A 25,471-nucleotide genomic window follows, 5' to 3' on the forward strand; every position below is an offset into this window, starting at 1 on the left:
TGACCGACAACCGGCCGAGCGACCACCGCACCCGCGAGGTGGCGCACGAGGCCACCGCCCCGGCGCCGGCCGCCGACGTCCACCGGCTGATCGCCGGGGCACGGGGCTGAGATGGCCGACGTCGACACCCGGGTCAGCGCACCCGGCGGCCCCGCCGGAGCGGGGAACCGGACCTGGGCCCTGCTGGGCGTGCTGGCCGGGAACATGCTCATCGACGCCCTGGAGGTCTCCACCCTGGTGGTGGCCGCGCCGACGGTCGGGCGGGCCGTGGGGCTGCCGCCGGCCGGCCTGCAGTGGCTGCTCACCGGCTTCGCCCTCGGCTTCGCCGGGCTGCTGCTGCTCGGCCCGCGGCTCGCCGCGCGGTGGGGCCGGCGGCGGGTCTACCTGGGCGGGCTGGCGGTCTTCGCCGCCGCCTCGCTGCTGGCCGGCGTCACCCGGGACCCCGGCGTGCTGGTGGCCACCCGCTTCGTCAAGGGCTGTTGCGCGGCCCTGACCGCGCCGATGGGCCTGGCCATTATCCTGGGCGCCTTCCCGGACGGCCCCGCGCGGCGGCGGGCGATCTCCGTCTACACCTTCTTCGGCGCCTGCGGCTTCAGCGCGGGCCTGCTGCTGTCCGGGGCGCTGACCGGTTGGAACTGGCACTGGACGCTGGCCTTCCCGGCCCCGATCGTCCTGGTGCTGCTCCTCGCGGGCGCCCGGCTGATCCCCGGGCCGGCCCGGGGATCGGGCGCGCCGGCGCCGCCGCTGGACGTGGCCGGCGCGGTGGCCCTCACCGGGACGCTGGTGGCCCTGGTGACGGGCCTGGCCGCCGTCCCGGGGCACGGCTGGACCGGGCCGCGCACGCTCCTGCCGCTGGGCGCCGCGGTGCTGATGGGCGTCCTGCTGGTCGCGGTGGAGCGGGCCGCCGCGCAACCGCTGCTGCGGGCGTCGCTGTTCCGGAACGGCGCGCTGGCCAGGTCCGCGCTCGGGGCCGCCTCGCTCAACGGCTCCTACCTCGGTCTGCTCCTCGTCGTCACCGTGCAACTGCAGGACCGGCTGCACTGGTCCCCGCTCGGGACGGCGCTGGCGATGCTGCCGGCCAGCGCCCCGCTGGCGCTCACCGCCCTGCGGTCCGCGGCCGTGGTGGCCCGGTTCGGGGCCCGGCCGCTGATCGCCCTGGGCGCGCTGGCCGCCTTCGCCGGGGAACTCCTGCTGCTGCGGCAGGGCCTGCCGACCCGGTACGCGAGCGGTCTGCTGCCCACCGTGCTGCTGCTGGGCGCGGCGTTCGTGCTGGCCTTCACCGCGTTGAACACCCAGGCCGTCTCCGGGTTCCCGGACGGCGAGAAGGCCGCCGCGGGGGCGACGTACCAGACCGCGGTGCAGGCCGGCGCCGCGGTGGTGCCGGCGCTGGTGGCGCTGGTCCTGCCGACCGGGCCGGTCGGGGCCGCCACGGCGGGCGCCTACCGGCCGGCCGAGGCCCTGGTGGCCGGCGTCGGCCTGCTGGGCCTGGTCGCGGCGGCGGGCGGCCTGCGCACCACCCGGCCCGGCGGCCGGGGCGGCGGAGGCACCGGGTGACAGCGCGCCCGGTCGCGCCCGGCCGCCCGGGTGACCGGGCGCGGCGGCCCGTCCCGGCGGGGCCTCAGCCGGCCCGGCGCGACCGGGCGCTGAAGGTGGCGTGGACGTCCGCCTCGTCGTAGTAGGTGTGACCGTTGCGGTGCCGGCGCCAGCCCTCCTTCGAGGCCAGCCGGTACACCGTGCCCAGCGGGGTCCGGAACAGGCGGGAGATGTGCTCGGCGGTGAGCCAGCGTCCGGTGGCCCGGCCGCCGGTGCCGCCGAGTTGCCGGACGAGGCTGGTCCACTGGTCGGCGGGCCAGACGTGCGCCGGATCGGTGTCGCAGGCGACCTCGTCCGGGGTGTCGGCCAACGAGGAGCTCGCGGTGGCCGTGAGCTGACCGGGACAGTCCGGGTGCGGGCAGCCACCGAGCCGGGCCCGCTGCGGTGCGGGCGTGGCGCGGGCGGCGCGGCGGGCGGTGCCGACCACCCGGCGGAAGTCCTCGCAGGCCTCGCCGGCCGCGTTGTGGTCGGCCAGCCACGGCAGTTGGCGCAGCAGGAAGTCCGCCAGCCCGGTGGCGGTGCGGGCCGGTGCGGGCAGCGAGCGTTCGGCCGCCACCAGTCCGCTCCACGAACTGAGCAGGGCGAGGACGTCGGTGCGGGCCTGGGCGGCGGCGGCGTTGAACGGGAGGCCCGAGGGCAGGCCGCCCGTGGTCCGTTCTCGTAGTCGGCCCGGCGGCGAGCTGCTCAACAGGTGTTCGCACTCGTGGTACAGCCGGGTGGCTTCGCGGATGTCGGCGGCCAGCCCGTCGCGGCAGGACGTGCAGAGCGGTGGCCGCGGCGGGGCGGTCGGCGCGGGGCCGGGGTCGGGGCTCCGGCGGCAGTGGGTTCCGGGGCAGTTGACGGCGTCGGCACGGGTCGGTCCGGGCACGGTGGTCCTTCTCTCGTCGGGCTGCGGTGCGCTGGGGCTGCGGTGCGGGGGGAGGGGGTCGGGCGCCCCTCCTCGGCAGTCCGGTCAGACCTGGCCGAGCCGGAACCCGACGCCGCGCACGGTGATGATCCAGCCCGGGTCGCCGAGCTTGCGCCGCAGGCTGTTGACGTGGGTGTCCACGGTTCGACTGCGGCTGTCCTCGGTGTCCTGCCACACGTGCCGCAGGATCTGCTGGCGGGTGATGACCGAGCCCGGGGCGTCGGCGAGCAGGCGCAGCAGGTCGAACTCCTTGCGGGTGACCGGGATCGGCTTGCCCTGCAGTCGCACCTCGCGGGTGCTCGGTTCGACGTGCAGCGGGCCGGGCGCGGTCGGACAGGCGGATCGACGGTCCACCGGGACGCGCCGCATCACGGCGCCGATCCGGGCCAGCAACTCGCGGAACCCGTAGGGCTTCACCAGGTAGTCGTCGGCGCCGGCCTGCAGGCCGAGGACCCGGTCGAGCTCACTGTCCACCGAATTCAGGGCCAGCAGCGGCGCGTTGGAGGTCGCCCTGACGGACCGGCAGACCTCCAGGGCGTCGGCGTCGGGCAGGTCGCAGTCGAGCAGGATCACCTCCGCGCAGTGGTGGCTGCGCAGCGCCGCCGCCCCGGTGGTGACGACGTGGGTCTCGTGGCCGTAGCGGCGCAGGTTGCAGGCCAGGGCCTGGGCGTCCTGTTCGTTGCTCTCCACGACGAGCACCCGCCAGGACTCGGCGGCGGGGACCGCGACGCGCGTCGGTGGTGCGGACACGAATGCGGGTCCGGGACCGGGTGCGGGCGGGACGGGTGCCGGTGGACTCGTTCGTACGGAAGGCATGTAGAGGGACGCGGTCGAGTTCGTCACAACCTACTCCTGTGGGGAGGCGCGGCAGGAACTGCTGACGACGTCGGACACCAAGAACGCCCCCGACGTCTTGCCATGGCAGCGTCACACACTTCGACAGGGCACGGGCGCGCGCATAGCACCAAGGTTGATGGCACCGGGTGCCACCCTCGGATGCTGCTGCCGGGACCGTCCGTCCGAGGTGCCCGGCATTCGGGAAACCGGCACGATTTCCCTCGATCTCTTTACACAATCTTCCAGTTGAGGTCACGAAAGGCGGCCCGCCCGGGTCGGGGCGGGCCGGGTCGGGGCAGGGCGGGTCAGTGCGGGGAGAGGACCAGCCGGCGGGCGTTGTTGTGGTAGCCGAGGCGGGTGAAGGCGGCCGCCATGGGGGTGTTGGTGAGGTCGGTGTCGGCCAGGATACGGGTGGGGGTGTCGGTGGCCGCGGGGTCGGCGGCGAGGACGCGGGTGATCTCGGCGAGGATGTCGTCGGCGTAGTGGCGGCCGCGGTGCTCCGGGAGGACGCCGAGGTAGCCGACCACGGGGGAGGAGTGGTTGCGGGAGGGGATGCCGAAGCCGACCGGTTCGCCGTCGGGGGTGCGGGCCACCCGCCACCAGGAGCGGTCGCCGCGCATGGTGTCGCGGTAGAAGGCGACGTCGGCGCGGGCCTGGGCCTCGGCGCCGAGCCGCTCGGCCTCCTTGCGGGTGTCGGCGTCCAGGGTGTCGACCAGGGCGCGGCGGAACAGGTCGACGAAGACCTCGTCGTCGGGCTCGGGCTGGAGGAGGAGGCGGCCGGACGGCTCCGGGAGGCCGGCCTCGGGCGTCCACTCGAAGCGCAGGCGTTCCAGGCTCACCGGCAGGCCGGCCCGGCGGGCCGCGTCCTGGCGCCAGGCCACCGCCGCGACCGTCTCGGGGCGGTCGCGCCAGTCGCCGGGCAGGGACAGGTGGTACTCGGGGGCGGCGTCCGCGCCGGCCGCGGCGTAGTCGGCGTGGGCGGCGGTGAGCACGGCCGCGGCCAGGTCGGTGCGGTCGGCGGCGGAGCGCACCGAGTCGTGGACGAAGACGCCGTCGAGGGCGGAGGGCAGGGCGTCGGCCGGGTCGCCCCACCAGACGGCGAGGGCGAGCGGGGTGCCGTCGGGGGCCTTCTGCGCGATCCAGGTCCACGCGGGGCGGTACTGGCCGTCGGCGAGCCGGGACCGGTAGGTGTCGGCGGTCAGGGCCGCGCCGGGGTCGGGGGCGATCAGCGGGAGGACGCGGTCGAGCTCGGACGCGGTGGTCGGACGGGCGATCATATCGGCTCCGGATCGGTGGAGTTGGCGGAAATCCTGGTCGATGGCGTTCTATCGCACACGATCGGGTCGGCCGGTGGCAAGGGCTCGACGGTGTGACGGCGTCCGAGCAGGCCGACGACGGCGAGGAACAGGCCGGTGAGGCAGAGCAGCAGGGCGCTGCCGCGGTCCCGGGCGGTGCCGAGCAGCCGGCCGACGGTGGAGCCGAGCGGGCCGTCGGGGGCGACCAGCGGTTCGCAGACCCGGGAGGCGAGCGGCCCGGCCAGCAGGTAGCCGAGCAGGGTGCCGCCCTGGGTGAACATCCGGCGCAGGGCGAACACCCGGCCCTGGGCCTCGGGGGCGACCGCGGCCTGCCAGAGCACCTGGGCGCAGCTCGACACCACCGGGAGGCCCAGGAAGAAGGTGAAGGCGGCCGCCGCCAGTGCGGCGGGCCGGGGGTGGAGGCCCGCGGCCAGCACCGCGACGCCGCTGAGGACGGTGGCCCCGGTGACCCAGGCCAGCGGGCGGCGCGGACCGGACCAGATCGACATGGCGACGCTGCCGAACGCCAGGCCCAGGCCGCCGGAGGTGCTGACCATGGCGACGGCGGCGTTCTGCTCGGAGGCCGGCGTGCCGGACAGCACCAGGGGGAGCAGCAGGGCGGTGGCGGCGGCCTCGGCCCCGTTGAGCACGGTGACCACCCGGAGCAGGTGCCGTAGGCCGGATTGGCCGGTGAGGACTCGGCGGCCCTCGGCCAACTCGGCTCGCCAGCCCAGGCGTTCACCGGGACGGTCGGTCTCCCGGCGCGGTCGGCCGGGCGGTTCGGGGAAGCGGGCGACCAGCAGGGTGAGCAGGCCCAGCGCGAAGGAGACCACGTCGACCACCAGGACGGCGCGCAGTCCGCCCGCGCCGAGCAGGACGGCGGCGAGCATCGGGCCGAGCAACTGGGCGGCGGCCAGGGCGGTCTGGGTCATCGCGCCGGCCCGGCCGCGCTGTTCGGGCCGGACCATGCCGGTGACGGCGGCGGCGAGCGCGGGCCACTGGAAGGCGGCGCACAGGGACTCCACGACGGTGGTCGCGTACACCTGCCAGACGGCCAGGTGGCCGGTCAGCTCGGCGGCGGTCAGTGCGACGGCGGTGAGCATGGCCGCGGTGTCCGCACAGAGCAGGACGGTGCGGCGGCGGTGCCGGTCGACGAGGACGCCGGCGGCGGGGGCGGCCAGCATGCCGGGGGCGAAGCCCAGCAGCAGGCCGGTGGCGAACTGGGTGACGGAGCCGGTCTGTTGGTAGATCCACAGGCCGAGGGCGAAGCCGGAGATGCCGGAGCCGAGGGCGGTGAGCAGGCGTCCGGCCCAGACGATCAGGAAGGTGGTCACGGCGCCTCCGGAGGGGGTGGGGGAGGAGTGGTTGGCAGGTGCATGGCATAGCTCCGGTGGCGGCGAGGTGATGGCGAGGCGGTGGCGAGGTGTGGCGGCTGCCGGGGCGGTGCGGCCGGGGTCGGCCGCACCACCCCGGGGCGGCCGGTTCAGCGCAGGTGGGCGGCCAGCACCGGCCCGATCAGGTCCAGCGCCTCGGGCGTGGTGAAGCGGCTGTGCGGGATGTCCAGCGGGTGGTTCTCGATCGGGCCGTCCACGTGCGCGGTCCACAGATCGGTCAGCGGCGCGCCGTCCGCTCCCCGGCCGGGCAGGGCCTCGAAGAAGAGCACCGACCCCCGGTAGCGGCCCGGCGCCTCGCCGGCGGCCAGGGCGAGGTTGTTGCCGGTCACCCGGACCAGTCGGCCGAGCGCCGCCGGGTCCAGCCCGGCCAGCACGCTGCCGCGCTCCCGCAGCAGCTCCAACACGGCTTCGGCGCCCGGGAGTCCGGCCCCGAGCGGCTCGGTGCCGTCGGCCGCCGGGGTGCCGCCGCCTGCCGAGGTGCCGTCGGCGGCGAGGGCGTCCAGCTCGTCGAGGTCGAGGCCGTCCAGCGCGAGCGAGAGGATCTCCGCGTCGCTGGGGCGGCCGGCGTGCCGGAAGCGGCCGGTGGGGTGCGAGTCGAGCATCGCCAGCAGGGCCACCTCCTCGCCCGCCGCCTGGAGTTGACGGGCCAGCTCGTGGGCCACCGTGCCGCCGAAGGACCAGCCGAGCAGGTGGTACGGGCCGCTCGGCTGCACCTCGCGGATCAGCCGCAGGTAGTCGGCCGCCATCTCCTCGACGCTGCACGGAAGTCGGTCGTCCCCGTCCAGCCCGCGGGCCTGCAAGGCGATGACCGGCCGGTCCCGGTCCAGGTGGCGGACCAGGCCGGAGTAGCACCAGCCCAGGCCGCCGCCGGGGTGCACCGCGAACAGTGGCGGCCGGCTGCCGCCGGTGCGCAGCGGCAGCAACTGCCCGAGCCCGTTGCCGGATTCGGCGCCGCCCTCGGCGTCGAGCCGCTCGGCCAGCAGGGCCACGGTCGGGGTCTCGAACAGGGCCCGCAGGCCGATCCGGACGCCCAGCTCGTCCTGGATCCGGGCGGTCAGCCGGGCGGCGAGCAGCGAGTGGCCGCCGAGGTCGAAGAAGTTGTCGTCGATGCCGACGGTCTCCGCGCCGAGCGTGGCGGCGAACAGGCCGCAGAGGACGGACTCGCGGGGGGTGCGGGGCGCCCGGGCGGGTGCGGTGGTGAGGCTCGGCGCGGGCAGGGCACGGCGGTCGAGCTTGCCGTTGGGGGTGAGCGGGAGGGTGTCGAGCAGCACGACGGCGGACGGCACCTGGTGGGCGGGCAGCTGGGCGGCGGCGGTGGCGCGCAGTTCGGCCGGGTCCGGCGCGGTGGTGTCGTCGGCCGGGACCAGGTAGGCCACCAGGCGCTGGTCGCCGGGCTGGTCCTCGCGCAGCAGCACGGCGGCCTGCACGATGTCCGGGCGGGTGGTGAAGTGGGTCTCGATCTCGGCGGGTTCGATCCGGAAGCCGCGCAGCTTGATCTGGTCGTCGGTGCGGCCGAGGAATTCGAGCCGGCCCTCGCCGTGCGCGTCCTCGTGCCAGCGGCCGAGGTCGCCGGTGCGGTACATCCGGGAGCCGGGCTCGCCGAACGGGTCGGGCAGGAAGCGCTCGGCGGTCAGGCCGGGGCGGCCGAGGTAGCCGCGGGTCACCAGGTCGCCGGCGATGAAGAGTTCGCCGCCGACGCCGATCGGCAGCGCGCGCAGCGCCTCGTCCAGGACGTACATCCGGGTGTTCCAGATCGGCCGTCCGATGGTGATCACGCCGGAGGGCGCGGCGTCGCCGGGCTCGATCCGGAACTCGGTGCAGCCGACCGTGGTCTCGGTCGGGCCGTACTCGTTGATCACGGTGGCGCCCGGGTGGCGGCGGCGCCACTCGTCCAGGACCTCGCCCATCAGCGACTCGCCGCCGAGCACCAGCTGCTCGCTGGGCGAGAACCGCTCGGGCAGCGCGGTCAGCAGCGCCAGGTGGCTCGGGGTGGCCTTGACGAAGGTCGGGCGGTCGAACTCCCGTGCGGTGGGGGCCTGGTCGTCCAGTTCGATCAGCTGGACGGTGCCGCCGCTGGTGAGCGGGGCGAACAGGCCGGTCACGGTCAGGTCGAAGGACACCGGCGAGTGGACCAGCGCCCGGCCGGCCACGCTGCCGTAGGCCTCACGGGCCCAGGCCAGGTAGGCGTCCAGCGAGCGGTGCTCGACCACGACGCCCTTGGGGCGCCCGGTGGAGCCGGAGGTGTAGATGACGTAGGCCGGGTTGCGCAGCGACAGCGGCGCCGAGCGGTCGGCGTCGGTGAGGTCGTGGGCCGGCAGTGCGGCCAGCGCGGCGACCGTCTCCGGGGCGTCCAGCAGCAGCCGGGGGTGCTCGGTGGCGGGCAGCCGCCCGGCCGCCTCGGCGGTGGTGAGCACGCACAGCGGCCGGGCGTCGCCCAGGGTGTAGGCGATCCGCTCGCCGGGGTGGGTGAGGTCGACCGGGAGGTACGCCGCACCGGACTTGAGTACGGCCAGTACGGCCACCAGGGTCTCCACCGAGCGCGGGACGGCGAGGGCCACCAGCCGCTCGGGGCCGGCGCCCCGCGCCACCAGGAGGCGGGCCAGCCGGTTGGCGGCGGTGTCGAGCTGGGCGTAGCTGAGGGTGTCGGTGCCGCAGCTGACGGCGGTGGCGTCGGGGGTGCGGGCGGCCTGGGCGGCGAACAGCTCTGGAAGCGTCCGGCCGGGGAGTTCCCGGGTGGGGCCGTTCCAGTCGGTGAACACGGCCGCGCGCTCGCGCTCGTCGAACAGGTCGACGTCCTGGATGGGGGTGTCGGGGTGTTCGGCGGCGCTGCGCAGGATGCGCTGGAACTGGCGGGCGAGGCGCTCGACGGTGGCGGGCTCGAACAGATCGGTGGCGTACTCGATGGTGACGACGAGGCCGTCCGGGGTGCCGTCGGCGGTGTGCTGCTCGGTCACGGTGAAGGACAGGTCGAACTTCGCGGTCCGGCCCGACTCGTCCTCCTGGACGTCGAGTCGGTCGTTGCCGGGTTGGGTGGTGTTGAGGGTGAGGATGGTTTGGAAGAGGGGGTGGCGGTGGGGGGTGCGGGTGGGGTTGAGGGCTTCGACGAGGCGGTCGAAGGGGAGGTCCTGGTGGGTGAGGGCGGTGAGGTTGAGGTCGCGGGTGTGGTGGAGGAGTTGGGTGTGGGTGGGGTTGCCGGTGGTGTCGGTGCGCAGGACGAGGGTGTTGATGAAGAAGCCGATGAGGTGGTCGAGGTGGGGGTGGTTGCGGCCGGCGGTGGGGGTGCCGATGGGGAGGTCGGTGCCGGCGCCGTTGCGGGTGAGGTGGGTGGCGAGGGCGGCGTGGAGGGTGTGGAAGAGGGTGGCGTGGTGGGTGTGGGCGTGGGTGGTGAGTTTGTGGTGGGTGGTGGGGTCGGTGTGGGTGGTGTGGGTGCGGGCGTGGTGGGTGGGGTTGGTGGGTCGGGGGTGGTCGGTGGGGAGGGGGATTTCTTCGGGGAGGTTGGTGAGGTGGGTGGTCCAGTGGGTGAGTTGGGTGTGGAGGGGGGTGTGGGGGGTGTCGGGGTGGCCGAGGTGGTGGTGTTGCCAGAGGGTGTAGTCGGCGTACTGGATGGGGAGTTGGGGCCAGGTGGGGGTGGTGTGGGTGGTGTGGGCGTGGTAGGCGGTGGTGAGGTCTTCGGTGAGGGGTCGCATGGACCAGCCGTCGCCGGCGATGTGGTGGAGGACGAGGGTGAGCAGGTGGGTGTCGGGTGCGGTGGTGAACAGGGCGGCGCGTAGCGGGAGTTCGGTGGTCAGGTCGAAAGGTCGGGCGGAGAGCTCGGCGATCCGGGTGCGGGCGTCGGCCTCGTCGGTGTGGACGGTGGTGAGGGGGATCAGGCCGGGGGTGGCGGGGCGGATGGACTGTTGGGGTTCGCCGTCGGTCTCCGGGAAGAGGGTGCGCAGCGTCTCGTGCCGTTCCACCACGGAGTCCAGCGCGGCCTGGAGCGCGATGGAGTCGATCTCGCCGGGCAGCGGCAGCACCACCGGGATGTTGTAGGAGGCGCGCTCGGTCTCCTCCATCCGGTTGAGGAACCAGAGCCGGGACTGGGCGTGGGAGAGCGGGATCCGTGCGGGGCGCTCGGCCGGGACGAGCTCCGGCAGGGCGGCCGCGGGTCGGGCCCGCTCCAGCCGCTCGGCCAGCAGGGCCACGGTGGGCGCCTCGAAGAGGTCGCGGACCCCGATCTCGGCGGCCAGTTCGGAGCGCACCGCCGCGACCAGGCGCATCGCCAGCAGCGAGTGGCCGCCGAGGTCGAAGAAGTTGTCGTCGATGCCGACCGTCTCCGCGCCGAGCGTGGTGGCGAAGACCTCGCGGAGCGCCTGCTCGCGCGGGGTGCGCGGCTCGCGGGCGGGTGCGCTGGTGAGGCTCGGCGCGGGCAGGGCGCGGCGGTCGAGCTTGCCGTTGGGGGTGAGCGGGAGGGTGTCGAGCAGCACGACGGCGGACGGGACCAGGTACCCGGGCAGCTGGGCGGCGGCCGCCGCCCGCAGGTCGGCCGGGTCCGGGGCGGTGGCGCCGGCGGCCGGCACCAGGTAGGCGACCAGCCGGCGGTCACCCGGGCGGTCCTCGCGCAGCAGCACGGCGGCCTGGGCGATCTCCGGGCGGGCGGTGAAGTGCGCCTCGATCTCGGCGGGTTCGATCCGGAAGCCGCGCAGCTTGATCTGGTCGTCGGTGCGGCCGAGGAACTCCAGGTGGCCCCCGCTCTCGCCGTCGCGCCGCCAGCGGGCCAGGTCGCCGGTGCGGTACATCCGGGCGCCGGGCTCGCCGTACGGGTCCGGGAGGAAGCGCTCGGCGGTCGCGCCCGGGCGGCCGAGGTAGCCGCGGGCCAGGCCGGCACCGGCGATGAACAGCTCACCCGGCACCCCGGCCGGCAGCCGGCGCAGTGCGGCGTCCAGCACCTGGACCCGCATGTTGTCCAGCGGGCGGCCGATCGGCACGGTGCCGCCGATCGCGTCCCCGGCGGCCATCGGGTGCCGGGTGGCGAACACGGTGGTCTCGGTCGGCCCGTAGCCGTCGACCACCCGCAGGGTCGGGTGGACCTCCAGCACCCGGCGCACGGCGGCGGCCGGGACGACGTCGCCGCCGGTCATCACCTCGCGGACGCCGGTCAGGCTCTGCGGCGCGTCCTCGGCGAGCAGCCGGAACAGGCCGGCGGTCAGCCAGAGCGCGGTGACCCGGTGGTCGGCGACCAGGCGTCCGATCCGCTCGGCGTCCAGCTCACCGGCCGGCGCCACCACCACCTGGCCGCCGCCGAGCAGCGGCACCCACAGTTCGTAGGTCGCGGCGTCGAAGGCGTGCGGGGAGTGGAACAGCACCCGCTCGTGGTGGCCGTCGCGCTGCCACCAGCGGTCGGCGGCCAGTGCGGCCACGTCCGCGTGGGTCACGGCGACACCCTTGGGGGTGCCGGTGGAGCCGGAGGTGTACATCACGTAGGCGAGCTGCGCGGGCTGCACGGTCGGAAGTGCGGTGGCGGGGGCGTCCGGCAGCGGCGCCGAGACGTCCACCACCTGCCCGCCGGCCGCCGCCCGGGCCCGGACGTACGGGAGGTCGCGGGTGGTGGCGTCGACCAGCAGCAGTTCGGCGCCGGTGTCGGCGAGCACCAGGTCCATCCGCTCGGCCGGCCAGTTCTCGGCCAGCGGCACGTACGCGCCGCCGGCCCGGACGACGGCCAGCGTGCTGACCACCAGGGCCGTGGAACGCTGCTGGAGCACGGCGATCCGGCGCTCCGCGCCCGCGCCGAGCGCCACCAGGTGGTGGGCCAACCGCGCGGTGACGGCGTCGAGTTCGGCGTAGCTGAGGGTGTCGCTGCCGCAGCTGACGGCGGTGGCGTCGGGGGTGCGGGCGGCCTGGGCGGCGAACAGCTCCGGCAGGGCGGCGGCGGGCAGCGGGTGGACGGCGCCGGTGGCCAGCGCGGTCAGTTCGGCCCGGCCGGAGTCGCCCAGCAGGTCGACGTCCTGGATGGGGGTGTCGGGGTGTTCGGCGGCGCTGCGCAGGATGCGCTGGAACTGCTCGGCGAGCCGCTCGACGGTGGCGGACTCGAAGAGCTCGGCGGCGTACTCGATGGTGACGACGAGGCCGTCCGGGGTGCCGTCGGCGGTGTGCTGCTCGGCGACGGAGAACGACAGGTCGAACTTGGCCGCGCTCTCGAAGTCGACCTGCTCGACGTCGAGTTCGGTTCCTCCCGGTCGGGTGGTGTTGAGGGTGAGGATGGTTTGGAAGAGGGGGTGGCGGTGGGGGGTGCGGGTGGGGTTGAGGGCTTCGACGAGGCGGTCGAAGGGGAGGTCCTGGTGGGTGAGGGCGGTGAGGTTGAGGTCGCGGGTGTGGTGGAGGAGTTGGGTGTGGGTGGGGTTGCCGGTGGTGTCGGTGCGCAGGACGAGGGTGTTGATGAAGAAGCCGATGTGGTGGTCGTGGTGGGGGTGGTTGCGGCCGGCGGTGGGGGTGCCGATGGGGAGGTCGGTGCCGGCGCCGTTGCGGGTGAGGAGGGTGGCGAGGGCGGCGTGGAGGGTGTGGAAGAGGGTGGCGTGGTGGGTGTGGGCGTGGGTGGTGAGTTTGTGGTGGGTGGTGGGGTCGGTGTGGGTGGTGTGGGTGCGGGCGTGGTGGGTGGGGTTGGTGGGTCGGGGGTGGTCGGTGGGGAGGGGGATTTCTTCGGGGAGGTTGGTGAGGTGGGTGGTCCAGTGGGTGAGTTGGGTGTGGAGGGGGGTGTGGGGGGTGTCGGGGTGGCCGAGGTGGTGGTGTTGCCAGAGGGTGTAGTCGGCGTACTGGATGGGGAGTTGGGGCCAGGTGGGGGTGGTGTGGGTGGTGTGGGCGTGGTAGGCGGTGGTGAGGTCTTCGGTGAGGGGTCGCATGGACCAGCCGTCGCCGGCGATGTGGTGGAGGACGAGGGTGAGCAGGTGGGTGTCGGGTGCGGTGGTGAACAGGGCGGCGCGTAGCGGGAGTTCGGTGGTCAGGTCGAACGGCCGGGCGGAGAGTTCGGCGATCCGGGCGTGGGCCGCGGTGTCGCCGTCGACGGCCAGGACGGCCAGCGGGATCAGGCCGGGGGTGGCGGGGCGGATGGACTGCTGGGGTTCGCCGTCGGTCTCCGGGAAGAGGGTGCGCAGCGTCTCGTGCCGCTCCACCACGTCGTCCAGTGCGGCCTGGAGCGCGATCGGGTCCACCGTGCCGGGCAGGCGCAGCACCACCGGCATCGCGTAGGCCCCGGCCCCGCGCTCCATCCGGTTGAGGAACCAGAGCCGGGACTGGGCGTGGGAGAGTGGGATCCGTGCGGGGCGCTCGGCCGGGACGAGCTCCGGCAGGGCGGCCGCGGGTCGGGCCCGCTCCAGCCGCTCGGCCAGCAGAGCGACGGTGGGCGCCTCGAAGACGTCCCGCACGCCCAGCTCCGCCGCCAGCCCGGAGCGCACCGCCGCGACCAGGCGCATCGCCAGCAGCGAGTGGCCGCCGAGGTCGAAGAAGCTCTCGTCGATGCCCGGCTCGCGGTCGGTGCCCAGCACCTCGGCGAAGATCCGGCTCAGGGCGGCCTCGCGCTCGTTCCGCGCGGTCCGGCCCGCGGCGGCCTCCTGGCGCGGCGGGGCGGGCAGCGCCCGGCGGTTCAGCTTGCCGTGCGCGGTGAGCGGGAGGGCGTCCAGCACCACCAGCGCGGACGGCACCATGTAGCCGGGCAGCGCGGTGGCCAACTCGGCGCGCAGGGCGGCCGGTTCGAGCTCGGCGCCGGGCGCCGGGACCAGGTAGCCGACCAGCTGCCGGTCACCCGGCCGGTCCTCGCGGACCACCGCCGCGGCCGCCGCCACCGGCGCCAGCGCGGCCAGCGCCGACTCCACCTCGCCGAGCTCGATCCGGAAGCCGCGGATCTTCACCTGGTCGTCCAGCCGGCCGAGGAACTCGATCGCGCCGTCCGTCAGCCGGCGGGAGAGGTCCCCGGTGCGGTAGAGCCGGGCGCCGGGCGCGCCGTACGGGTCCGGGACGAAGCGCTCGGCGGTCAGGCCCGGGCGGCCGAGGTAGCCGCGGGTGACCTGGGCGCCGCCGATGAGCAGTTCGCCGGGCACGCCGACCGGCACCGGCTCGCCCCGCTCGTCGAGGACGTACGCCCGCACGTTGCCGAGCGGTCGGCCGATCGGGACGGTCGGGGTGGTGGCGAGCTCCTCGGCCTGCGGCCGGTGGGTGGTCACGCCGACCGTGGTCTCGGTGGGGCCGTAGTGGTTGAGCACCGCGCAGTCGGCCCGGCCCAGCAGGTCCCGCACCAGGGTGCTGGTGGAGCCCTCGCCGCCGAGGATCAGGCCGCGGCGGGGGAGCACCCGGTGCTCGGCGGCCGGGCCCTCCAGGGCCGCCAGGTGGGAGGGGCTGATCTTCAGGTAGTCGATCGCGTGCTCGGCGAAGTAGGCCGCCAGCAGTCGGCCGTCCGAGGCGGTGTCGGCGTCCACCATGTGCAGCGTGCCGCCGCCGAGCAGGGCGGCCGAGAGCACCGTGACGCAGGAGTCGAAGGTGAACGGCTGCACCATCGCGTACCCGGCCCCGGCCGCCAGGTCGAGCGCGGAGACCACGGCGGTGCGGTAGTTGAGCACCTGGCGGTGCTCGACCACCACGCCCTTGGGGCGCCCGGTGGAGCCGGAGGTGAACAGCACGTAGGCGGCCTGGCCGGGGTCGACGGCGACCTCCGGGGCGGTGTCGGGCAGCGCGTCGAGGGCCAGCTCCTCGACCACCACGGCCCGCACGCCGGCCGGCAGCCGGTCGGCCGAGGCGGCGCGGGTGATCACCACGGGCGCGGCGGTGTCGGCGAGCATCATCGCCATCCGCTCCTGCGGCTGGGCCGGGTCGATCGGCACGTAGCAGCCGCCGGCCTTGAGCACGGCGAGCAGGGCCGTCACCGTCCAGGCGCCGCGCTCCAGGCAGATGCCGACCGGGGTCTCCGGGCCGACGCCGAGCCCGCGCAGGTGGTGGGCCAGGCGGTTGGCGAGCCGGTCCAGCTCGGCGTAGCGGTGGGTGCCGTCGGCGCCGACCACCGCGACGGCTTGCGGGGTGCGGGCGGCCTGCTCGGCGAAGCGGCCGTGGAAGGTGCCGGCCGGCACGTCCAGGGCGGTGGCGTTCCAGGTGTCCAGCACCAGCGCGCGTTCGGCGGCGGTGAGCAGCGGCAGCCGGCCGATCGGGCGGTGCGGGTCGGCGCAGGCCTCGCGCAGCAGGGTGGCGTAGTGGGCGAGCAGGCGCTCGGCGGAGCGCTCCTGGTAGCGGTCGGTGCGGTAGGTCAGGGTGAGGGCGAGGGTGTCGCCGGTCTCCGAGACGGTGAAGGTCAGGTCCCGCTTGGCGTCGGCCGGGCCGGCCCCGTCCAGCGGGCGCAGCACCAGGTCGCCGGGGGCGTCCTCGGGGGCGGTGCCCGGTGCGGCCTGGTCGAGCACCAGCATGGTGCGGGCCAGTCCGTCCGGGGAGCCGGCCCGCAGGCCCGCGGCCAGCTGCTCGAAGGGCACCTCCTGGTGCCGGAGGTCCTGGCGGGTCGCCTCGGCGGTGCGGTCCAGCAGTTCGGCGAAGGTCGGCTCGCCGGAAAGGTCTCCGCGCAGCAGCAGGGTGTTGACGAAGCAGCCGATCAGGCCTTCGAGTTCGGTGCGCTCGCGGCCGCCGACCGGGGTGGCGACGACCGGGTCCGGGCCGCAGCCGTAGCGGTGCAGCAGGACCTGGAGCGCGGCCAGCGTCACCGTGAAGAGCGTGGTCCGGTGCCGCGCGGCCAGGGCCCGCAGGCCGGTCGCCACCTCGGCGGGCAGCTCCAGGCCGTGCGAGCCGGCGCCCGGGCGGCCGGCGGGGCGGCCGGTGGTGGTGGCGGGCGGCGGGGTGTCGGTCAGGCCGTCGAGCCGCTGCTGCCAGTAGTCCAGGCTTTCCTGGTACGCGGTGCCGTCCAGCCGCCCGCGCTGCCAGGTGGCGAAGTCGCCGTACTGCACCGGCAGCGGCGGGAGTTCGACGCCGGCCGGTCCGTCGGCCAGCCGGTAGGCCGCCCCGACCTCGCCCAGCAGCACGTTCACCGACCAGGCGTCGACCGCGATGTGATGAACAGTCAGCAGCAGTACGTGCTCCTGCTCGCCGGTGCGCAGCAGTGCGGCCCGCAGCAGCGGTCCGGCGGCCAGGTCGAACGGGGTGTGCGCCTCCTCGGCCAGCAGCTCGCGCGCCCGGGCCTCGACGCCGCCCGGAGCCGACCGCAGGTCGGTCACCGGCAGGGTGAACCCGGTGCCGTCCCGTACCAGTTGGACCGGCGAGCCGTCGGCGCCGGCGGCGAGGGTGGTGCGCAGCACCTCGTGCCGGGCGATCACCGTGCGGAACGCGCCGGCCAGCCGCTCCGGGTCCAGCGGGCCGGTGCAGGCCACCGCCATCGGCACGTTGTACGCGGCCGACTCCGGGGCGAGCTGCTGGGCCAGCCAGATCTGCTCCTGGGTGAAGGAGAGCGGCACCGGCGCCCCCGGTGCGCGGCGCGGCACCCCGGCCGGGGCGGCCGGGCGTCCGGCCAGCCGCTCGCGCAGCCGGGCCTCCAGCCGGGCCCGCTGCTCGGGCGACAGCTCGGCGATCCGGCGGGCGGTGTCGGCGGCGCTGCCGGTGGCCCCGGCGACGGCGGCGGCGGTGCGGTCGGTGGACGGCGCGGTGGCGGACTGGGTGGTGCTCATGGTGCTCTCCCGGAGAAGGTCTGGCCGGCTGGGGCGTGTCGGACACGCCCGGAGGCGCGGAACGGACGGCGGAGTCGGTGCGGCGGCGGGCGCGGCGGGTGGTGGCGCCGGGCGGCCGGCGGTGTCGCGCTCAGAACAGGACGCGGGAGCCGGCGGCGGCCCGGGCGTCGCGGGACGGGCGCAGGTCGCGGGCGACGTTGACCCGCTTGAGCCAGCGGTCGGTGCCGTCGAAGCGCGCGGCGAAGGAGCTGCGGCCGTGCACCGCGCGGTAGTTGTCGACGAAGACGATCTCGCCGGGGGCGAGCGCGGCGCCGCCGAGCTTGCGGTCGATCTCGTCGGAGAGCCGCTGGAGCGCGCCCCGGGCCTCCGGGTCCAGCCGGTCCAGGTCCATGAAGTACGGGTCCAGGCACAGGTAGGGGTCGGTCGGCGAGCCGAACAGCACCGGGACGGGCGCGGCGTCGTCGCGCATCCGCTTCAGCCGCTCGTGCGCCTGGTGGAGCAGTTCGGCCTGGCCGGGGAGGGTCCGGCCGGGGCCGCTGTCCAGCATCTGGAGGTGGGAGTTGTCGGGCAGCATGTAGTACCGCGGCTCGGCGAGCACCCGCCGGTCCTCGGCGGAGATCACCAGGTCCTGCACGCCGAGGAAGGTGGTCGGCACCCGGTCCGGGTTGCGCAGGCAGAGCAGGCCCACGTAGTCGCCCCGGTAGGGGTGGAAGGCGTCCTCGACGTGCCAGAAGATGGTCTGGTTGCTGCCGGTGCCGATCTGCTCGTCCTCGTGGCCCGCCACCGGCAGGACGTCGTGCACCAGGTAGCCGTCCTGCTGGGTGGCCCAGGCGATCGGCTCGCCGAGCAGCGACGCGCACAGCAGCAGGAAGATCTCGTCGCGCAGCGTCGGGGAGGTTCCGGTGCGGTGCTGCCAGTGCGCCGGGGTGGCGCCGATCCGGTCCTGGTCGACGCGGTAGCCGGAGACCACGCAGACGCCGGTCGGCTCGTGCAGCCGGAAGTCGGTGAGGAAGCGGCGCAGGGCCTCGGGCAGCCGGTGGGACTGGACGGTCAGCTCGTCCTGGAGGGCCTGGTCCTCCACGTCGCCGTGGCGTCCGGTCAGTTCGTCCAGGAGGGCGTCGACGGCGTCGGCGTCGGCGGGGGTGAGCGTGAGCGTGTTCATGGGGTCGACCTCGGGAAGGTAGGTGGGACGGCGGACGGTCTCAGCGGGCCTCGGGCAGCAGGGCGGCGAGCCGGTCGAGGCCGGCCGCCAGTTCGGCGGAGGCGCCGCCGAAGCCGAGCCGGATGTGCCGGGGGGCGCCGAAGCAGGCGCCGGGCACGACCAGGACGCCGTGCTCGCGGTCGAGCCGGTCGGCGAACGCGGTGACGTCCGCCACCGTGGTGAGTTCGGGGAAGGCGGTGACCCCGCCGGCCGGCAGGTCGGCGGTCACCCGGTCGCGGTGCTCGGCCAGCCACTCGGCCAGCACCGCGCGGTTGGCGGTGGCCTGGGCCAGGCGCGGGCGCAGCAGCTCGTCGGCGTGCCGGACGGCGTGCGTGGCCACCGCCTCGACCAGCGGGGACAGCGCCAGGCTGGTGTAGTCGCGGCGGCGCACGCAGCCGGCCAGCACCTCGGGGGCGGCGAGCGCCCAGCCGACCCGCAGGCCCGGCAGGCCGTAGGCCTTGGACAGGGTGCCGAAGGAGATCGCCCGGGGGTAGCCGGGGGCGGGGTCGGGCAGCGGCTCGCGGTCGTAGACCAGGTGCTGGAAGGCGTTGTCCCAGGCGAGCCAGGTGCCGTAGCGGGCGCAGGCGTCGACGATCGCCGTCTGCTGGTCCGGGGTCACCGTGGCGCCGGTCGGGTTGTGCGGGAAGTTGACCACCACCATGGCGGTGGCGGGGCCGATCAGCGCCAGCAGCTCGTCCTCGTTGGTGACGACGCCGTGCTCGGTGCGCATCGCCCAGGGGACGATCCGGCAGCCCAGCGAGGCGGCCACCTCGACCAGGGCGTGGTAGGCGGGCGCCTGGACGACGACCTCGTCGCCGGGCTTCAGCAGGGCCTGCACGACCAGGTAGATCGCCTCGCTGGAGCCCTGGGTGGCGATCACCGAGCCGGGGTCGGTGCCGTGCCGCTCGGCGAGCGCGGCGCGCAGCGGCTCGCCGCCCAGCGAGTGGCTGTCGCGGAACACGATGTCGCCGAGCGAGGCGGCGTCGGTGCCGGCCAGGGCGAGGACCTGGTCGACGGTGTAGTTCTCGACACCGCTGCTGCTGATGTCGTAGGTGGTGGTGAAGTACCGCTCGCGGAGCCAGTCTTCGAGCAGTGCCGGGGCGATGGTCACGGGTTCCTCCAGGGGGCCGGGTCGGAAGGTCAGGCGGTGGCGAGGCCGTCCTCGGCCTCCAGTTCGGCGAGCAGGGCGGCCAGGTCGTCCGGGTCGGTCTCCTCGGCCTGGAGCTGGACCACGCGCAGGGCCAACTCGGCGACGGTGGGCGCCTCGTAGAAGACCCGCAGGGGCATCTCGACCCGGCAGGTCTCCCGGACCCGGGCGGCGAAGCGGGCGGCCAGCAGCGAGTGCAGGCCCAGGTCGAACAGGTCGTCGTGCACGCCGACGGCCGACAGGCCGAGCAACTCGCCCGCCAGTTCGGCGAGTTCCGTCTCGGCGGGGGTGCGCGGGGCCTGGAAGGCGCCGTCCGCCAGCTCGGCCCGGCCGGGCCGGGGCAGGGCGCCGCGGTCGAGCTTGCCGTTGCCGTTCAGCGGCAGGGCGGGCAGCAGCACGACGGCCGAGGGCACCAGGTACTCGGGCAGCCGCTCGCGCAGCGCGGTGCGCAGTTCGAGGACGTCCGGGGTGCCGCCGGGGGCGGCCGTCACATAGCCGACCAGCCGCTTCTCACCGGGCTCGTCCTCGCGGACCACGACCGCCGCGGTGCCGACGCCGGGCAGTTCGGCGAGCCGGGCCTCCACCTCGCCGGGTTCGATCCGGTGGCCGCGGATCTTCACCTGCTGGTCGGCGCGGCCGATGAACTCCACCTCGCCGTCGGCCCGGTGGCGGGCCAGGTCGCCGGTGCGGTAGAGCCGGGCGCCGGGCTCGCCGTACGGGTCCGGGACGAAGCGCTCGGCGGTCAGGCCCGGGCGGCCGAGGTAGCCGCGGGCCAGGCCGGTGCCGCCGAGGAACAGTTCGCCGGGGGAGCCGACCGGGACCGGCCGGCCGGCCGGGTCCAGCAGGTAGACGGCGGTGTTGGGCAGCGGACGGCCGATCGGCAGGCCCTCGCCGGCCACCGGCTCGTCGGTGACCCGCCGGGTGGCCGAGGTGCAGGTCACCTCGGTGAGCCCGTACACGTGCACCAGCGGGACGCCGAGGCGCTGCCAGGCGGTCAGCAGGTCGCGGCGGACGCGTTCGCCGCCCATCGCGACGAACTTCAGGGACGGCGGCAGCGCGGCGCCGGTGCGCTCCAGCTCGGCGGTCCAGTCGTGCCAGTAGGCGGTGGTCAGTTCGAGGCCGGTGATCCGGTGCTCCGCCAGGTAGCGGGTCAGGTCGACGCCGCCGGCCAGCAGCCGGGCGCCGGGCAGCACCACGGTGGCGCCGGCCGCGAGGGCCGGGAACAGCTCCTCCAGCAGGACGTCGAAGCCGGTGGAGGCCAGCTGCAGGAAGCGGTCGCCGGGGGCGAGCCGGAACTCCTCGGCCATCGCCAGGGCGAAGTTCACCAGGCCCCGGTGGGTGAACATCGAGCCCTTGGGGGTGCCGGTGGTGCCGGAGGTGAAGAACACGCAGGCCAGCGCGTCCGGTTCGGTCGCCAGGGCGGGGCCGACCGCAGCGGTGGGCTCGTCCGGCCCGTCGATCGGGGCGGTCCGCAGCCCGTCCGGCAGCGGGAGGGCGGTGGGGCCGTCGGTGAGCACCAGGTCGGCGCCGGACAGCTCCAGCAGCAGCCGTAGCCGCTCCTCGGGCAGCTCCGGGTCCAGCGTGGTGAACGCAGCGCCCGCCTTGAGCACTCCGAGCAGGGCGGCGACCAGCCGCGGGGTCGGGGCCGCGTGCACCGCGACCACGCTGCCGCCGCCGACGCCCAGCGCGCGCAGCCGGGCGGCGCAGCGCTCGGCGGCGGCCTCCAGTTCGGCGTAGCCGGTGGTGCGGCCCTCGTGCTCCAGCGCCGGGGCGTCCGGGGTGCGGGCGGCGGCCGCCGCGACCAGCTGGTGCAGGCCCCCGGCGGGGACCGGGCGGGCGGTGTCGTTCCACTCGGTGAGCACGGTGCGGCGCTCCGCGGCGTCGAGCAGCGGCAGCCCGGACAGCGGGGTGTCCGGCGCGTCGGCGGCGGCCGACAGCAGCACGCCGAAGCGGTGCGCCAGGCGGGCGATGCCGGCCGGGTCGAACAGGTCGGTCGCGTACTCGACCGTGAAGGCCAGCCCGCCGTCCCGCTCGACGGCGGTGAACATCAGGTCCATCAGGCAGGAGCCGGTGTCCGCGTCCAGCGGGTCCACCCGCAGCCCGGCGAAGCCGGCCCGGGGCGGGCGGGCGCTCTGCAGCGTCAGCATGGTCTGGAACACCGGGTGCCGGGCCGGGTCGCGCTCGGCGCCGACGGCGTCCAGCACCTGCTCGAACGGCACCTCCTGGGCGTCGAAGTCCGCCAGGGTCCGGTCGCGGGTGCGCTCCAGCAGGGCGGCGAAGGCCGGGTCGCCGGAGAGGTCGCCGCGCAGCGCCAGGCTGTTGACGAAGCAGCCGACCAGGCCGTCCAGTTCGCGCTGGCCGCGGCCGGCGACCGGGGTGCCGACCAGGACGTCCTGGGCGCCGGAGAGCCGGCCCAGCAGCGTCTGGTAGCCGGCCAGCAGCACCATGAACAGGGTGGCGCCGTGCCGGGTGCCGAGGGCGCGCAGCCGCTCGGTCAGCTCGGCGGGCAGCTCGAACCCGTGCACCGCCCCGGCCAGGGTCGGTACGGCCGGGCGGGGCCGGTCGGTGGGCAGCTCCAGCACCGGCAGCGGGCCGGCCAGCCGCTCGCGCCAGTGCGCCAGCTGGTCGGTCCAGCGGCCCTCGGCGGCCCGGTCGGCCTGCCAGCGGGCGTAGTCGGCGTACTGCACCGGCAGCGGGGGCAGCTCGCGGCCGTCGTAGAGCGCGCCCAGGTCCTCGACCAGCACGCCCATCGACCAGCCGTCGAGCGCGATGTGGTGGATCACCAGGACCAGCAGGTGTTCGGCCGGCGCGACCCGCAGCAGCAGGGCGCGGATCGGGAGTTCGGCGGTCAGGTCGAACGGGCGGGTGACGAAGGCGTCGACCACGGCCCGGGCCTGCTCGCCGTCGGCGAGGTCGCGGACGGTCAGCGGCGCCTCGCCGACCGGCAGCACCCGCTGGGTCGGCACGCCGTCCACCTCGGGCAGCACGGTGCGCAGCACCTCGTGCCGGGCGGTCAGCCCGCGCAGCGCGGCGGCCAGTGCGGCCTGGTCCAGCTCGCCGCCGATCCGCACCGCGGTGGGCACGTGGTAGGCCGGGTTGCCGGGGGCGAAGCGGTCGAACAGCCACATCCGCTGCTGGGCGAAGGAGAGCGGCAGCGGCTGGGTGCGGTCGGCCGGGAGGACCGGTGGCAGCGGTGCGGCGGCGCCGGTCGCCGGGGTGCCGTCGGCCTCGGCGCGCAGCCGCTCGACCAGCTCGGCCTGGGCGGCCACGGTGACCGCGCCGAACACCTCGCGCAGCCGCAGCTCCACGCCGAACTCGGCGCGCACCGCGCCGACCAGGCGGTTGGCCAGCAGGGAGTGGCCGCCGAGGGCGAAGAAGTCGTCCAGCACGCCGACCTCGGGCAGCTCCAGCAGCCGCTGCCAGATCCCGGCGATCGCGGCCTCCGCGGCGGTGCGCGGGGCGAGCCGGTCGGCGGGCCCGGCGGGGGCGGCCGGCTCGGGCAGGGCGGCGCGGTCCACCTTGCCGTTGGGGGTGAGCGGCAGTGCGGCCAGCTCCGTCCACAGGGCGGGGACCAGGTGGCCGGGCAGCCGCTCGCGCAGCCAGGCGGCCAGTTCGGCGGCGGTGGCGTGTGACGTGGCGGTGGCCGGGGTGGCGGTGGCGGCCGTCCAGTAGGCGGCGAGCCGCTTGTCGCCGGGGGCGGTCTCGCGGGCCACCACGATCGCGTCGGCCACCGCGGGGTGGCCCAGCAGGACGCCGGTCACCTCGCCCGGCTCGACCCGGAAGCCGCGGATCTTGACCTGGTGGTCGGCCCGGCCGAGCAGCTCCAGCTCGCCGTCGGCCCGGCGGCGGGCCAGGTCGCCGGTGCGGTAGAGGCGCGCGCCCGGCACCCGGCCGTACGGGTGCGGCACGAAGCGCTCGGCGGTCAGGCCGGGGCGGCCCAGGTAGCCGCGGGCCAGGCCCTCGCCCGCCACGCACAGCTCGCCGGGCACCCCGACCGGCACCGGGCGCAGCAGCCCGTCCAGCACCAGCAGTTGCTGGTTGTCCAGCGGGTGGCCGTACGGCACCGGGGCGGCCGGGTCGGCGTCCTCGGGCACCGGGTACTCGTTGTTGCAGAAGGCGGCCTCGGCCACGCCGGCCGAGTTGACCACCCGGCAGCCGGGCGCGGCGGCCCGCAGCCGGGACGGCAGCGCGGGCGGCAGCACGTCCCCGCCGATCAGCGCGGCGCGCAGGCTGTCCACGGTCAGGCCGTGCTCCTCGGCGGCGGTCAGCATCGCCTCCGTGCCGGCCGGTCCCATCGACCAGACGGTCACCCGGTGGCGGGCGACCAGCTCGGCCCAGTGCCGCGGGTCGCGGGCGGCGTGCGGCGCGGGGAAGACGGCGGCGGCGCCGACCACCAGCGGGGCCAGGCAGTCGTGCACGGCCGGGTCGAAGCTCGGCGAGTGCAGCGCGATCATCCGGTCGCCGGGCCCGAAGCCGTGCGAACGGGCCAGCCCGGCGAAGGTGTTGACGATGGCGCGGTGGGTGACGGCGACGCCCTTGGGGCGCCCGGTGGAGCCGGAGGTGTACACCAGGTAGGCGAGGTCGGCCTCGCCGGTTCCGGCCGGGTCGCCGCTGCCGTCGTCCTCGCCGCGGCCGAACTCCGGTCCGTCCTCGGCGATCTCCTCCAGCAGCAGCACCTCGACGCCGGCCGGGAGCGCGTTCGCGGTGGACCGGTTGGCCACCACCACGGCGGGCCGGGCGTCGTCGATCATGAAGGCCAGCCGGTCGGCCGGGTAGGACGGGTCCAGGCCGAGGAAGGCGCCGCCGGCCCGCAGCGTGCCGAGCATGGCGGCGCTGAGCCCGGCGCCGCGCTCCAGGCAGAGCGCCACCGGCACCTCCGGCCCGACGCCGTGCGCGCGCAGCCGGTGGGCGATCCGGCCCGCCCAGGCGTCCAGCTCCCGGTAGTCGAGGGAACCCGACTCGTCGACCGTCGCGAGCGCCTGCGGGGTACGGGCGGCCTGGGCGGCGAACAGCTCGTCCACCCGCCGGCCGGCCGGGAGTTCGCGGTCGGTGTCGTTCCAGTCGTGCAGCTCCCGGGCCAGTTCGGCGGCGGTGAGCAGCGGCAGTTCGGACAGCCGGGTGGCCGGGGTCCGGACGGCGGCCGTCAGCAGGGTGGTCCAGTGGCCGAGCAGCCGGGCCACCGTGGGGGTGTCGAAGAGGTCCCGGGCGAACTCGGCGAAGCCGGTGAAGCAGCCCTCCTCCTCGGTCAGTTGGAGGTCGAGGTCCAGGTGGGCGCTGTCCCGGGCGACGGCCACCGGCTCGACGGCCAGGCCGGCCAGCGCGGGCGTGGTGGCCGGCGCGTTCTGCAGCACGAAGCCGACCTGGGCCAGCGGGTTGCGGGAGAGGTCCCGGCTGGGCGCCAGCTCCTCGACCAGCCGGTCGAAGGGCAGCTCCTGGTGCTCGAAGGCCTCCAGCGCGGTGCCCCGCACCCGCTCCACCAGTTCGGTGAAGCTCGGGTCGCCGGCCAGCGAGGTACGCAGCAGCACGGTGTTCACCAGCGCGCCGACCAGCAGTTCGGTGCCCGGCGCGCGGGTGGCGGGCCCGGTCGCCACGACGACCTCGGCGGTGCCCGCGTGCCGGGCCAGCACCGCCTGGAAGGCGGCCAGCAGCACCATGAACGGGGTGGCCCCGGCGGCCCGGGCGAGGTCGCGGACGGCCTGCGAGGCGGCCGGGCCGAGGCGCACCGGGGCGGTCGCGCCGCGGAAGCTGCGCACCGCCGGGCGGGGCCGGTCGCCGGGCAGCTCCAGGGCCTGCGGCGCGCCGGCCAGCCGCTCGCGCCAGTGGGCGAGCAGCCGGTCGCCGAGGCCGCCGTCCAGCACGGCCTGCCGGTGGGCGACGTGGTCGGCGTAGCGCAGCGGCAGTTCGGGCAGCCGGACCGGGCGGGCCTCGGCCAGGGCGCCGTAGCACTCGGAGAGTTCGGACATCAGCAGGCCGAAGGACCAGCGGTCCACCACGATGTGGTGCAGCACCACGACCAGCAGGTGTTCCTGCGGCCCGAGGGCGATCAGCTCGGCCCGCAGCAGCGGACCCTTGGCCAGGTCGAAGGGCTGCTCGGCGAGCCGGCCGGTCAGCTCCTCGACCTCGGCCGGGTCGGCGCCGGGGGCCTCGGTCAGGCCCAGCTCGAAGACGCGGCGGGGCAGCACCAGTTGGACCGGGACGCCGTCGCGGGCCGGGAAGACGGTGCGCAGCGCCTCGTGCCGGTCGACCAGCTGCTGGAAGGCCTGCCGGAGGTGGTCGACGTCGAGCGGTCCGCGCAGCCGCAGGGCGGCGGCGGTGTTGTAGACGCCGCTCGGGCCCTCCAGCCGGTCGATCAGCCAGAACCGGCGCTGGGCGGCGGAGGCCGGCAGCACCTCGGCGCTGCGGGGGGCGGGGGCCACGGGGTGCTCCTTCGTGGTGGTGG

The 25,471-nt window shown here is 75.8% G+C and carries 9 protein-coding genes; 1 reads left to right on the forward strand and 8 read right to left on the reverse strand.

The genetic code is table 11. The annotated features are described in order from the left end of the window. Nucleotides 1–111: 111 nt before the first annotated feature. Nucleotides 112–1,554 carry an MFS transporter gene (locus tag ABTZ03_RS24540; protein WP_350515218.1) on the forward strand — a complete coding sequence of 481 codons (1,443 nt, stop codon included), beginning with the start codon at nt 112–114 and terminating at the stop codon, nt 1,552–1,554. Nucleotides 1,555–1,618: 64 nt separating this feature from the next. On the opposite strand, the gene ABTZ03_RS24545 is transcribed toward ABTZ03_RS24540, so the two are convergent. From ABTZ03_RS24545 to ABTZ03_RS24580, 8 genes are all read right to left on the reverse strand, one after another. Further along, nucleotides 1,619–2,461 carry a hypothetical protein gene (locus ABTZ03_RS24545; protein ID WP_350515219.1) on the reverse strand — a complete coding sequence of 281 codons (843 nt, stop codon included), beginning with the start codon at nt 2,459–2,461 and terminating at the stop codon, nt 1,619–1,621. A gap of 84 nt (nt 2,462–2,545) precedes the next feature. Further along, nucleotides 2,546–3,250, reverse strand: a complete 705-nt coding sequence (locus ABTZ03_RS24550; RefSeq protein WP_350515220.1) for a response regulator transcription factor — start codon at nt 3,248–3,250, stop codon at nt 2,546–2,548. Between the two features lie 392 nt (nt 3,251–3,642). Further along, nucleotides 3,643–4,614 carry a GNAT family N-acetyltransferase gene (locus ABTZ03_RS24555; RefSeq protein WP_350515221.1) on the reverse strand — a complete coding sequence of 324 codons (972 nt, stop codon included), beginning with the start codon at nt 4,612–4,614 and terminating at the stop codon, nt 3,643–3,645. Continuing rightward, the gene (locus ABTZ03_RS24560; protein ID WP_350515222.1) at nt 4,611–5,966 is read right to left on the reverse strand and encodes an MFS transporter; all 1,356 of its coding nucleotides are present in this window, start codon (nt 5,964–5,966) and stop codon (nt 4,611–4,613) included. The genes ABTZ03_RS24555 and ABTZ03_RS24560 overlap by 4 nt, the downstream gene beginning before the upstream one ends. Before the next feature lie 149 nt (nt 5,967–6,115). Further along, nucleotides 6,116–16,684 carry a non-ribosomal peptide synthetase gene (locus ABTZ03_RS24565; RefSeq protein WP_350515223.1) on the reverse strand — a complete coding sequence of 3,523 codons (10,569 nt, stop codon included), beginning with the start codon at nt 16,682–16,684 and terminating at the stop codon, nt 6,116–6,118. A gap of 130 nt (nt 16,685–16,814) precedes the next feature. Continuing rightward, on the reverse strand, nt 16,815–17,846 hold the full coding sequence (gene gntD, locus ABTZ03_RS24570) for a guanitoxin biosynthesis L-enduracididine beta-hydroxylase GntD (protein ID WP_350515224.1): 1,032 nt from the start codon (nt 17,844–17,846) through the stop codon (nt 16,815–16,817). A 40-nt stretch (nt 17,847–17,886) separates the two neighbouring features. Further along, nucleotides 17,887–18,996 carry a capreomycidine synthase gene (gene vioD, locus ABTZ03_RS24575; RefSeq protein ID WP_350515225.1) on the reverse strand — a complete coding sequence of 370 codons (1,110 nt, stop codon included), beginning with the start codon at nt 18,994–18,996 and terminating at the stop codon, nt 17,887–17,889. Between the two features lie 29 nt (nt 18,997–19,025). Further along, nucleotides 19,026–25,448, reverse strand: a complete 6,423-nt coding sequence (locus tag ABTZ03_RS24580) for a non-ribosomal peptide synthetase (RefSeq protein ID WP_350515226.1) — start codon at nt 25,446–25,448, stop codon at nt 19,026–19,028. Nucleotides 25,449–25,471: the final 23 nt, after the last annotated feature.

It is taken from the genome of Kitasatospora sp. NPDC096077, from assembly GCF_040303245.1.
Taxonomy (GTDB): Bacteria; Actinomycetota; Actinomycetes; order Streptomycetales; family Streptomycetaceae; genus Kitasatospora.